This is a genomic window from Pusillimonas sp. DMV24BSW_D (genome assembly GCF_011388195.1).
Lineage (GTDB): Bacteria > Pseudomonadota > Gammaproteobacteria > Burkholderiales > Burkholderiaceae_B > Neopusillimonas > Neopusillimonas aestuarii.
This window is the reverse complement of sequence record NZ_CP049990.1, coordinates 2,087,151-2,099,504: the sequence shown is the minus strand read 5'-3', so window position 1 is coordinate 2,099,504 and position 12,354 is coordinate 2,087,151. Positions and strand designations below refer to the sequence as shown.

The 12,354-nt window shown below is 53.0% G+C and carries 12 protein-coding genes; 3 read left to right on the top strand and 9 right to left on the bottom strand.

The genetic code is table 11. The features are described 5' to 3' along the window. Position 1 precedes the first annotated feature (1 nt). The 8 genes from asd to G9Q38_RS10165 form a co-directional block, all read right to left on the bottom strand. Complete coding sequence (asd, locus tag G9Q38_RS10200) at positions 2–1,132, bottom strand: aspartate-semialdehyde dehydrogenase (protein ID WP_166130598.1); 1,131 nt, start codon at positions 1,130–1,132, stop codon at positions 2–4. 32 nt (positions 1,133–1,164) lie between these two features. Then, a complete protein-coding gene (gene leuB, locus G9Q38_RS10195; protein WP_114420715.1) occupies positions 1,165–2,241 on the bottom strand; it encodes a 3-isopropylmalate dehydrogenase in 1,077 nt (358 codons plus the stop codon). 66 nt (positions 2,242–2,307) lie between these two features. Further along, the gene (leuD, locus tag G9Q38_RS10190; protein WP_166130596.1) at positions 2,308–2,955 is read right to left on the bottom strand and encodes a 3-isopropylmalate dehydratase small subunit; all 648 of its coding nucleotides are present in this window, start codon (positions 2,953–2,955) and stop codon (positions 2,308–2,310) included. 10 nt (positions 2,956–2,965) lie between these two features. Beyond that, on the bottom strand, positions 2,966–4,369 hold the full coding sequence (gene leuC / locus G9Q38_RS10185; protein ID WP_166130593.1) for a 3-isopropylmalate dehydratase large subunit: 1,404 nt from the start codon (positions 4,367–4,369) through the stop codon (positions 2,966–2,968). Positions 4,370–4,486: 117 nt separating this feature from the next. Further along, positions 4,487–5,320: a M48 family metallopeptidase gene (locus tag G9Q38_RS10180; protein WP_166130590.1), complete on the bottom strand. Its 834-nt coding sequence runs from the start codon at positions 5,318–5,320 to the stop codon at positions 4,487–4,489. Positions 5,321–5,385: 65 nt separating this feature from the next. After that, a complete protein-coding gene (aroC, locus tag G9Q38_RS10175) occupies positions 5,386–6,444 on the bottom strand; it encodes a chorismate synthase (RefSeq protein ID WP_166130587.1) in 1,059 nt (352 codons plus the stop codon). A gap of 48 nt (positions 6,445–6,492) precedes the next feature. After that, complete coding sequence (locus tag G9Q38_RS10170) at positions 6,493–7,977, bottom strand: protein adenylyltransferase SelO (RefSeq protein WP_166130584.1); 1,485 nt, start codon at positions 7,975–7,977, stop codon at positions 6,493–6,495. Then, positions 7,974–8,369 carry a DUF2069 domain-containing protein gene (locus tag G9Q38_RS10165; RefSeq protein WP_166130582.1) on the bottom strand — a complete coding sequence of 132 codons (396 nt, stop codon included), beginning with the start codon at positions 8,367–8,369 and terminating at the stop codon, positions 7,974–7,976. The genes G9Q38_RS10170 and G9Q38_RS10165 overlap by 4 nt, the downstream gene beginning before the upstream one ends. Positions 8,370–8,421: 52 nt before the next feature. Between G9Q38_RS10165 and G9Q38_RS10160 the strand changes: the two genes are divergently transcribed. Both G9Q38_RS10160 and G9Q38_RS10155 read left to right on the top strand, forming a co-directional pair. Continuing rightward, a complete protein-coding gene (locus tag G9Q38_RS10160) occupies positions 8,422–9,768 on the top strand; it encodes a YihY family inner membrane protein (protein WP_166130579.1) in 1,347 nt (448 codons plus the stop codon). Beyond that, on the top strand, positions 9,761–10,240 hold the full coding sequence (locus G9Q38_RS10155) for a CBS domain-containing protein (RefSeq protein ID WP_166130576.1): 480 nt from the start codon (positions 9,761–9,763) through the stop codon (positions 10,238–10,240). Before G9Q38_RS10160 ends, G9Q38_RS10155 begins: the two co-directional genes overlap by 8 nt. On the opposite strand, the gene dusA is transcribed toward G9Q38_RS10155, so the two are convergent. Beyond that, entirely contained in the window at positions 10,230–11,264 is a 1,035-nt protein-coding gene (dusA, locus tag G9Q38_RS10150; RefSeq protein ID WP_228276112.1) for a tRNA dihydrouridine(20/20a) synthase DusA, read from the bottom strand. The two genes, G9Q38_RS10155 and dusA, sit on opposite strands and share 11 nt — an antisense overlap. Before the next feature lie 107 nt (positions 11,265–11,371). Here dusA and G9Q38_RS10145 point away from each other — a divergent pair, with 107 nt between their 5' ends. Next, positions 11,372–12,352 (top strand): homoserine kinase, encoded by a 981-nt coding sequence (locus G9Q38_RS10145; RefSeq protein WP_166130571.1) that lies wholly within the window; start codon positions 11,372–11,374, stop codon positions 12,350–12,352. Positions 12,353–12,354 lie beyond the last annotated feature (2 nt).

Below are 12,354 nucleotides of genomic sequence, written 5' to 3'. Positions count from 1 at the left end.
ATTACAGTTCGCCCAAAGTGATACGTAACATGCGGCGCAATGGTTCGGCCGCGCCCCAAAGAAGCTGATCGCCCACCGTAAAGGCGCTCAGATACTGAGATCCCATGGACATTTTGCGTAAACGCCCCACCGGAATATCGAGCGTGCCCGTTACTGCCACCGGAGTCAGATCGTTTACAGTGGATTCTTTTTCGTTAGGCACAACTTTCGCCCATTTGGAACCGTCGCGAATAATATCGGATATCTCGTCCAGAGGCACGTCTTTCTTCAGGCGAATGGTTAACGCCTGACTATGGCAACGCATGGCACCAATACGGACGCACAAACCATCGATACGCGTTGGTTCCGTGCCAAACGCTTCGCCGCGGCCCAGAATTTTATTGGTTTCGGCTTCCGCCTTCCATTCTTCACGAGACACGCCATTGCCCAGATCACGATCAATCCAGGGAATGAGGCTGCCCGCTAAAGGAACCTGGAATTGCTCTCGAGGCAAGTTAGGATCTTTCTGAACATCAAGCACGCCGCGATCTATTTCCAAAATGGCCGAAGCGGGATAATCGAGTAACGATTTAACAGATTGATTAATAATGCCAAACTGCGTAAGCAACTCACGCATGTGTTGGGCACCACCACCGGAAGCGGCCTGGTATGTCATGCTGGTCATCCAATCGACCAGATCTTTGTTAAACAGGCCTGCCAGGCCCATGAGCATGCAACTTACCGTGCAGTTGCCACCCACAAAGTTCTTGACACCTCGCTTCATTGCCGCATCAATAACAGGCCGATTCACCGGATCCAGCACGATAATGGCGTCTTCAGCCATGCGTAATGTGCTGGCGGCATCAATCCAAACGCCATCCCAGCCGGCATCGCGCAACTGCCCGTGCACTTTAGTGGTGTAGTCTCCACCTTGAGCCGTTACGATCACGGGCAGCTTTTTGAGTGCCTCGATATCGTACGCATCTTGCAGGGGCCCGGCGCCGTCAGCCCAGGCAGGTGCTTTTCCACCCGCATTACTGGTTGAAAAGAACACCGGATTGAATAAGGAAAAATCATTTTCGTCGCGCATGCGCTGCATGAGCACTGAGCCCACCATGCCGCGCCAACCGACTAAGCCTACTGATTGGGTCATAAAAAATCACTGTCTATTTAAGAAACAAACGGCTATTTTAACGCCTTAAGCACCGCATCGCCCATTTCCGACGTAGAAACACGTGTAGTGCCTTCCTCGTGGATATCCAGCGTACGCAAACCTTGTTTCAACACCGACTGCACGGCTGCCTCAATTCGCTTTGCCTGCTCATCCGCGTTCAACGAATATCGCAGCATCATGGCAGCCGACAAAATGGTTGCCAGTGGGTTGGCGATATTTTGGCCGGCGATATCAGGGGCCGAGCCGTGACTGGGCTCATACAAACCCTGGTTCGATTCATTCAGAGAAGCTGAAGGCAACATGCCAATGGAGCCCGTCAGCATTGAGGCCTCGTCGGACAAAATGTCACCAAACAGGTTCCCTGTCACGATTACATCGAATGCCTTGGGTGCACGCACCAATTGCATTGCCGCATTATCGACATACATGTGGGTTAACTCAACATCTGGATAGGATTTCGCGACGTCAATCACGATATCGCGCCAAAACTGAGACGTTTCCAATACATTGGCTTTATCGACGCTGCATAATTTCTTATTACGTTTGCGCGCCGCCTGAAATCCAACATGCGCGATACGACGTACCTCAGGTTCTGTATACAACATAGTGTCAAACCCTTGCCGCTCTCCCTTGAAAGGACCATCGGGCGCTTCACGCACACCACGCGGGCTACCAAAATAAATATCGCCGGTTAGCTCACGAACAATCAGAATATCCAAACCCGCCACCACTTCCGGCTTAAGCGAAGAAGCGTTCGCCAGCTCTTCATACAAAATCGCCGGACGTAAATTAGCAAACAAACCCAAGGCTTTGCGCAAGCCCAGAATAGCCTGTTCCGGCCGGTGCTCGCGAGGAAGGGAGTCGTATTTCCAATCGCCAACCGCACCGAACAAAATAGCATCGGCGCTTTTTGCCAATTCCAGCGTGGCGGGCGGCAACGGGTGACCGTGCTGCGCGTAGGCGGCCCCCCCAACCGGTTGTGTCTCAAAACTCAAATCGAGATTCAGCGCACTTAGGACGCGCAAAGCCTGATCAATAATTTCCGGACCGATTCCATCACCGGGTAAAACTGCAATCTTTCGGGTCATTCTGGGTTCTCTGAATGTTCTGGTTTAATGTGTCGTGATCGTAAAGCCGGGCCTGAACCGACTCATTTAGCCGGGCAGGCCCTCAAGCCAAGGGAAACGCGCAAGACGATCGGCCTCGAAAGCACGAATTTTGTCGGCCTTCTGTAATGTCGTCGCAATGTCGTCCAGACCATTCAGCAAACAATGTTTACGGAAAGGCTCAACGTCAAACTTCAACACATCACCATTCGGCTTGGCAATGGTTTGCGCTTCAAGGTCGACAGTCAGCTCATAGCCGGGCGTTGCCTCCATTTCACGGAACAGCTCGGATACGACATCTTCCGGTTGCACAATAGGCAACAAACCATTTTTGAAGCAGTTATTGAAAAAAATATCGGCGTACGATGGCGCGATAATGGCCCTGAAGCCGAACTGCAGCAAAGCCCAGGGCGCATGCTCACGGCTGGAACCACAACCGAAATTCTTGCGGGTCAGCAAAATTGAAGCACCCTGATAACGAGGCTGGTTCAAAGAGAAATCTGGATTCAACGGGCGCTTCGAGTTGTCCATTCCCGGTTCACCTACGTCGAGATAACGCAAGGTATCAAACAAATTCGGGCCGAACCCGGTTCTTTTGATCGACTTCAAAAACTGTTTGGGCATGATCAAGTCAGTGTCAACGTTTTCACGATCAAGCGGCGCAACCAGGCCCTTATGAGTGGTAAAAGCTTCCATGATCTACTCCTTAACTGAATTGACGAACGTCGACAAAATGACCGGCCACCGCTGCAGCGGCTGCCATCGCGGGGCTAACCAGATGTGATCGCCCACCCTGACCCTGCCGACCTTCAAAGTTGCGGTTTGATGTCGACGCACCGCGTTCACCAGGCTCAAGACGATCGGCATTCATGGCCAGACACATAGAGCAACCCGGCTCACGCCATTCGAAGCCCGCCTCAAGGAAAATTTTGTCCAAACCTTCTTTTTCAGCCTGCCGCTTGACCAAGCCCGACCCCGGCACAACCATGGCCTGTTTGATGTTCGCTGCCACTTTCTTGCCTTTAACGACCGCCGCCGCCGCACGCATGTCTTCAATACGCGAATTAGTACAGGATCCGATGAACACCCGATCGGGTTTGATTTCCGTCATAGGGGTATTGGGCTCAAGACCCATATACTTCAACGCACCTTCCATACCGCTGCGCTTTACGGGATCTTTTTCCAAAGCGGGATCCGGTACCCTGCCTGACACAGAAACCACCATTTCAGGCGACGTGCCCCATGTCACCTGGGGCTGCACATCGGCAGCATTCAACTTAATGACACGATCAAAGTGCGCACCCTCGTCGGAATGCAGGGTACGCCAATATTCAACAGCTTGATCCCACATTTCCCCGGTGGGCGAATAGGGCCGATTACGGAAGTACTCAACGGTTTTATCATCGACCGCCACCATGCCCGACCGAGCCCCTGCCTCGATGGCCATATTACACATGGTCATGCGACCTTCAATCGACAAATTTCGTACCGCACTACCCGCGAACTCAATGGCATAGCCGGTTGCCCCTGCCGTACCAATTTCACCGATGATATACAACACCAAGTCTTTGGCTGAACAGCCGAACGGCAATTCGCCATCGACCTCAATCAACATGTTCTTGCTCTTTTTCATGAGCAAGGTTTGAGTGGCCATTGCGTGTTCAACTTCGGATGTACCGATACCGAATGCCAAAGCCGCCACTGCACCATGGGTACTGGTGTGGGAGTCACCGCACACCACCGTCATCCCAGGCAATGTCGCCCCCTGCTCCGGCCCAATAACGTGCACAATGCCTTGACGCATGTCGTTCATGCGAAATTCGGTAATACCGTATTTCTCGCAATTGTTATCCAACGTTTCGACCTGGATACGGGAAATCTCATCCTTGATGCCCTGATCGCGCGCTGTCGTGGGTACATTGTGATCGGCCACGGCCAAATTGGCACTGATCCGCCATGGTTTTCGTCCCGCCAACGCCAGCCCCTCAAAAGCCTGAGGGCTGGTTACTTCGTGCAACAGTTGTCGGTCGATATAAAGCAAACAGGTGCCATCGGACTCCTGATGCACGACGTGGGCATTCCAAAGTTTGTCGTAAAGGGTTTCAGCCATAATAGTGCTCTCTGAGAATCGAAAAAGAAACGATAAGCCTATTATGCCAAGCTCTTACGCTAGTACAAGAAGATAATTTATACTAGTACTGCAACTAACAGGCTATGCACACTCCGGTTAACGACCTTGAGTGCGTTCGTACAAAGGCATCACTTGATTCGCTATCACTTGTAAATCCTGGATACGAGTGTCAGGAGAAGGATGGGTCGATAAGAATTCAGGTGGCGCGTTACCACGGTCGAGCGCTGCCATTTTTTGCCACAAGGTGACTGCGGCGTTGGGGTTATAGCCCGCACGCGCGGCCAGTTCCGTCCCGATACGGTCTGCCTCGATTTCGTGGGTGCGGCTATTGGGCAAGGTGAACATCACATTGGTTAAAGCATTGCCCAAATTGGCTGAGGCCTGGCTACCCGTCACAGCCGCCAATACCGACAACCCCAATTGCGTGGCCATTTGCTGAGACACTTGTTCACGCGAGTGCTCGCGTAACGCATGCGCAATTTCATGACCGATAACGGCAGCAAGTTCATCGTCGGTAGGGTTCAACCGGTTGATCAGGCCGCTGTATACCGCAATCTTGCCACCCGGCATACACCATGCATTCACCTGATTATCATTCAACACATGAACTTCCCAGTTCCATTGGGCGGCATCGGAACGAAACACCCCTGCTTGGGCAATCAAGCGTTGCGCGATATTTTGAACCCGGCGTGTTTGAGCAGCATTCGTGTCCAGCTTCCCCTGTGCCCGGGCCTGTGACAACAAACTGTTGTATTGTTGCGCCGCCTCTTGCTGCAAAGCCTGTTCAGAGACCAGCCCTGACATGTACTGCTGGCGTTCAACGCCCACTGCGCCAGACTGCGTTGTTTGCACGCCGGCACAACCTGAAATCACTAAAGTGGCAGCCAGTACGCCGGCACTGAAAATACGGTTAAATTTCAATTTGCCCATGGTGAACTCCCGACCCGAACTTTCGTTAACACATAAACGTGCTTGATTGGTTACGCTGTCACGACTTAACCGCATTGCGCGCGGTGTCGCAACGCATGATCCATTAACACCAATGCCAATAACGCCTCTGCAATTGGCGTAGCACGAATACCCACACAAGGGTCGTGACGCCCCAAGGTTTGAACTTCAACGGGCTCATTGGCACGATTCACTGAACGCCGCATTACCCGAATGCTGGACGTTGGCTTAATTGCCAGGGAAACGGTTAGCGGCTGGCCCGACGAAACACCGCCCAGCACGCCCCCGGCGTTATTACCGACAAAACCTTCGGGCGTAATTTCGTCCCCGTGTTCAGAGCCACGTTGTGCAACAGCATCGAAACCCGCGCCAATTGACACCCCTTTCACCGCGTTTAACCCCATCATGGCATGGGCGATATCGGCATCGAGGCGATCATAAATGGGTTCACCCCAGCCGGCTGGAACATTTTCAGCCACGACTTCAATACGCGCCCCAATGGAATCCCCATCGCGTCGCAATTGGTCCATATAAGCCTCAAGTTCCGGAACAATGTCCGCGTTCGGTGCGAAAAACGGATTCTGCCCCACCATCTCCCAATTAACAAAAGGAATGGGAATTTCGCCCAATTGACTCATATAACCGCGCACTTGAACACCGAATGTTTGGGCCAACCATTTCTTCGCAATGGCACCGGCGGCAACTGTTGGGGCGGTAAGCCGGGCGGAAGAACGACCGCCGCCTCGCGGATCACGATGCGCATACTTGCGCCAATAGGCGTAATCGGCATGCCCTGGTCGAAATGTGTCCTCGATATTGCTGTAGTCTTTACTGCGTGCATCAGTGTTACGAATAAGCAGGCCTATTGGCGTTCCGGTGGTTAGTCCGTTATACACACCCGACAATATCTCAACCGTGTCTGGTTCTTTGCGCTGGGTAACATGGCGCGAGGTACCGGGCTTGCGACGATCCAGTTCCGCCTGTATATCCGCTTCCGACAATGGCAAACCGGGAGGGCAGCCATCGACAACGGCACCAATGGCCGGGCCGTGCGACTCACCAAAGTTTGAAACACAAAACAGTTTTCCAAGAGTATTGCCCGACATAATGTCCAGTCACGAAAATAATAAACACACCAAAGCGTGATTATCGCATTAAGAGGAGCAGCTTACTTCCAGGTGCCGGGCCCACTCGGGGGCCGCCTGCGCATAAGCCTCAAACCCCGGCCGTTCTGTATACGGATCGCGCAATACCGTCATTAAGGCATCAATGACGGATGCATCATCTTTCTCTGCCGCATCAATCGCTTGCTGCGCCAAATGGTTGCGCAATACATAAAGCGGGTTAGCAGACAACATTTGAGTCACCCGGTCGGCTTCGCTGCGCCCATCAAACTGCACGCGCCGGCGGTACTGTTCCAGCCACTCGCGCGCCGGAGCCGGCTCGTCGAACAGAGCCAGAAAGGATTCCGGCTGATCGAGGGCCGTCGACAAGCGACGAAAACTGAGCGTGAAATCCGCCGATTGAGTATGTAATAACCGCCACCACTCGTCCACCAGGTCCTGATCTTGCTCATGCCAGGACAGCCAACCGAATTTGCGCACAAGATTTCCCTGATAAGCCTGCAGAAAGGCGCCCTCAAACACCTGCAACTGCGTTTTCAACTCATCGGGCTCCAAACCCAATGCCGTTAAACTGCTGGCCAGGCGATACAGGTTCCAGTGCATAACCGCCGGCTGCACATTCCAGGCGTAGCGACCATGCGTGTCGGTGTGGTTGCAAACGTGGTTTATACGGAAGCCATCCATAAACCCATAAGGCCCATAATCAAGCGTAATGCCCAAAATCGACATGTTGTCAGTGTTCATTACGCCATGACAAAAGCCACACGTTTGCCAATCGGCCACCAAGCGCGCCGACTTCACCACGACTTCGTTTAAAAATCGCAAAATAGTGTCGCGACTTAAGTCGGTTTGTGCCGACTCTTGGGCAGCCAGGCACTGTGGGTAAAACCGCGGCACAACGTAGCGCAGCAACAATTTCAGGCTGTCTGGATCTTGCGCCCAATGTTCGAAAGTACCAAAACGTACGAACGAAGGCGCCACCCGCGTAACCACGGCCGCAGCTTCCTGTGTTTCCCGATAGACCGGATCGTCGGCCACCACCAGCGACAACGCCCGGGTGGTAGGGATGCCCAGACCGGCCATTGCCTCTCCGGCAAGATATTCGCGCACCGAGGAGCGCACAACGGCACGGCCGTCACCCATCCGTGAATACGGCGTTAACCCCGATCCTTTCAACTGCAACTCCTGGGGGCCTGCATCGGTTGCGATTTCCCCCAACAGGTGCGCGCGACCATCACCCAATTGCCCGGCCCACACACCAAACTGATGTCCGCTATAAACGGCTGCCAAGGTTTGCCCGCCGGGTAAAGGCTCCGAACCCGAAACCACCTTGAGAAACGCCGGGCTTTGAAGGTCTGCCTCCCGCAGGCCAAGCGCATGCGCAACTTCATTGTTTACATGCAACAGCCTTGGATTCGTTAAGGGTTGCGTTTCAAGCCGCGTATAAAAACGGGCCGGCAGATCATCGGCAAACGAATTTTCAATGTGCAAATGCCCAAACGAATTAATGCTCATTTCGCCCCCTTTGCGTTCGCTGCTTTTTTGGCCGCCTGTGCTGCTTTCTTCGCCGGGCGCAAATACATTAAGGCGCAAATGTAAAAAACAAAAGACAAAACGATTTCCACGCCGGCCAGCATTGCCGACATGGCATTCGGGTCGGAATAAGCCCGTACCACACCTTCCATAAAATATAGAAGAATCAACATGCTGGCCCATTGCATGGTGTATACGTTACCTTTTAGAACACCGCGCAAAGGCAACAATAAAGGCAAGACTTTCAACACCAATAAGGAGCCACCCGGGCGAAGCGGCGCCCAAAACAATTCCCACGCCAGGCCCAATGCAATCAAGCCGATTAAGGAAGCCGAAGCCGTATACCGCAAGTAAGGATTTAATTGAACGTTCATACTGGTATTATTACCCGAATGCCAAGCCACGTCTCGAGAGTCCACGATATCAATGAGTGCAAAGTCGCCGCAACCCACTGATCACGAAAAAAAAACTTCCACCACCACGGCCAAATTGACGCAAAAATGGCATGATGCGGCAAAAGTGCTGGCGTATGCCGCGGCTCATGCAAAAGATAAAAAACTTACCCAGGTTGCCTCAAGCCTAACCTTCACCACGGTTCTTGCCTTGGTGCCCATGCTGGCGGTTTTCCTTTCGTTGTTCACCGCCTTCCCGCTGTTCGCGGAATTTCGCGAAGCACTGGAAAACTTCCTGGTGAACAGCCTGATGCCCCCCACCGTATCCGATACCGTTATGCGGTATTTGAATATGTTTGCCGAACAGGCCTCGGGGCTCACTGCCATCGGCACCGTATTTCTGCTGGTGGTGTCGATCATGCTGATCATGACCATCGATACCGTTCTGAATGATATTTGGCAGGTTGAACAGCAGCGGCCTTTGCCGCAACGCATTCTCGTGTACTGGGCGATTATCTCGGCCGGCCCCATTCTGGCGGGCGCCAGCCTTTGGGCTACGTCGTATCTGGCTCAGCAATCAGCATTCGACGTCGGGCATATTGCCCGCTCCATGCGGATTGCACTCTCGGTCATTCCGGTGGTTATTACCGGGCTCGCTTTCAGTGCACTGTTCGTTTTTGTACCCAACCGCCATGTATTTTGGCGAGACGCGTTGGCGGGAGGGTTCGGCACCGCTATTGTTCTCGAAATAATGAAAGCCGGTTTTGCCTACTACATCACGCAATTTCCCTCTTACACCGTTATTTACGGCGCGTTTGCCACGCTACCTATCTTCCTGCTGTGGATTTATTTGTCGTGGCTGGCGATTTTATTTGGGGCCACTGTGGCCGCCACACTGCCCTCACTACGGTTGCGTCGATGGGCCGAGAAACGCAAAACGGGTGCGGCTTTCATTGATGCCGTGCGCATCCTGCGCCTTTTGCGCAGTACACAAAATACGCCAAACCCGGGTCGCAGCACGCGTTTTTTGGGCGCCCACATGCGCCTGCACGCCAACGAATTGCTCTCGGTGCTGCGCGCCCTTAAAAAATTGGGTATTGTCGTGCCAACCCAGGAGAAAGGCATGGACCACTGGGTATTAGCGTGCGACATTCGCGAAGCAAAATTATCGACGTTAATCGATCAATTTCTTCTCGACAGGCATCAGCCCGAATTACAGGAAGACCCTTTCCTGCTCGAAGCGTTAGCGCACGCTTTGTCAGATTGCCCCAACATAACGCTGGAAGACTTGTTCAACGAAACAATCCCGCTATCGGAAACGCCCGAATTGTTGGAGAATAAAGAAACCACACCGAAGTCTGGGGAGACGCATCATGCTTAAAGTTAGTGAAATACTGCGGGTTAAAGGCCACACGCTTTACACCGCTACGCCGGAAACACCCATTAAACAAGCGCTTGAAACCATGGCCGAACAAGATATTGGGTCGCTGGTTATTATGGAACACGGCGAACTGGTTGGCATGGTGACCTTCCGCGAAATTATTCGCCACTTACATGGCAACCATGGCGCCACAGGCGACTTCACGATCCGCAGCATTATGGACGACGCGCCCGTTAGCGTCACACCCAACACCAGCGCCGAAGAAGTGCAACGGCTCATGCTCGACAAACATGCACGCTACATGCCTGTAATGGATGGCCCTGTTTTGCTGGGCGTCATTTCGTTCTACGACATGGCGCAGGCCATTGTGGCCGCGCAGCGTTTCGAAAACAACATGCTGAAGGCCTACATTCGAGACTGGCCAACCGAACTGGACGAAGAAAGCAACAACACCAGGCCGCCTAAGCACTAACGGAACGATGGCCGGCCACATGTTCATAGGCGCGGGTAATTAACAGGGGATCCTGCTCATTCAAATGCGCAGGGTCCGACAGCATTTGACGCCAGCGCCTGGCCCCCGGGCGGCCGGATAACCAACCCAGCATAGGGCGCACCACCATACGCAAAGGAACGCCTTGCCGGACCTGTTCAGCGGCATAATCAACCATACTTTGCAGCACTTGCGCCTCTTCTGATACCGGGCTTTGCGGCCACAAACGTCTTGAGAGCGTCGACAGCACGGCCGGGTCATGCCAGGCAGCCCTGCCTAACATCACGCCGTCAAACCGATGCAACAACGCAACCGCCTGATCAACTTCGGCGATTCCCCCATTCAGTACAAAAACAGCGTCGGGAAAATCATTGCGCAACAATTCAGCTACGTTGTAACGCAAAGGCGGTATCTCACGGTTATCCTTCGGGCTCAACCCCTTAAGGACCGCATTGCGGGCATGCACGATAAACACACGGCATCCTGTCTGGTGCAAAGTCCCCACAAAATCGCGCACCATACCGTAAGACTCGTCGTAATCGAGCCCCAAACGGTGTTTAACGGTAACCGGAACGGTTACGGCATCCTGCATTGCTTTAACGCAATCGGCCACCAGCTCTGCTTCGGCCATTAAACAGGCGCCAAACGCCCCTTTTTGCACTCGCTCCGATGGGCAGCCGCAATTCAAATTGATTTCATCGTATCCCCACTCCTGGCCCACTTGTGCAGCAGCGCCCAACGCCGCCGGCTCACTGCCGCCAAGCTGTAAGGCGACCGGATGTTCAATGGCATTAAAATCGAGCAAACGCGATCGATTGCCATGTTCAATTGCACCCGTTGTAATCATTTCCGTGTAAAGGCGCACATGCGGGGCCAGTAAACGATGAAAATACCGGCAATGGCGATCTGTCACGTCGATCATGGGAGCGACACAAACACGCCAACCTTCGCTACCTGCGCGAAAATGGGTTGGGCTAAACGGGTTTTCTTGGGCTGAAGCCTGCACACCACACCTTAAATAACTTTGTCTGAGCATTTTAACGCGGACATCGCTACACGATCTTGCGTCGTAGTCTAAAATCAGTCCTTTATGTCTGAATTATTCGTGGTGACATGGCCGTATTTACCCCCGTATCCGAAGCCGATGCAGAAACATTATTAACCCAGTTCAACCTGGGTAAGCTGGTTTCTCTTCGAGGAATTACCGCCGGAATCGAAAACACCAATTACTTTCTAAGCACCACGGGCGGGGAATACGTTCTTACCGTATTTGAAGTACTGACCTTTGAACAGTTGCCGTTTTATATCGAACTGATGCATCATTTGGCCGAACGCCATATTCCCGTACCGGAGCCGCAAACCAGCAAACAAGGACGCCGTTTAACGACGCTGCACGGCAAGCCCTGCGCCATCGTAACGCGCCTGTCCGGAGGCTACGAGCCCGACCCCAGCGAGCGCCATTGCAGATTGGCCGGCCAAACATTGGCGCAAACACATTTAGCAGGTGCGTCATTTCCCATGCACCAACCCAATTTAAGGGGGCTATCGTGGTGGCAGGAAACCATTCCCAAACTGCTCACTTTTCTAACACCGGTACAAAACACCCTTATTCAAACCGTATTAAAAGAACAATCGGAATTTGCCCAAACCCAGCTTTATCAAAACCTTCCTTATGGTCCGGCACATTGCGACTTGTTTCGCGACAACGTCTTATTCGATGGTACGTATGAACAACCTCGAATGGGCGGCCTGATCGATTTTTACTTTGCCGGTTGCGACACATGGCTCTTTGATGTGGCGGTAAGCATTAATGACTGGTGCATACACCGTAATACCGGTGAGTTTGATATAGGAAAAGCGACGGCTTGGTTACAAGCCTATGCCGAGATTCGACCATTCACTGAGGCGGAACAACACGCCTGGCCACTCGTTCTCCAGGCGGCTGCATTGCGTTTCTGGGTGTCACGCCTGTACGATTATTTTCTGCCCCGACCTGCACAGACACTCAAGCCACATGACCCACGCCATTTCGAAATCGTGCTTCAGGCCCGGCGCAACGGCAATAACCCAGAACTACCTAAAGTAACAACGTAACA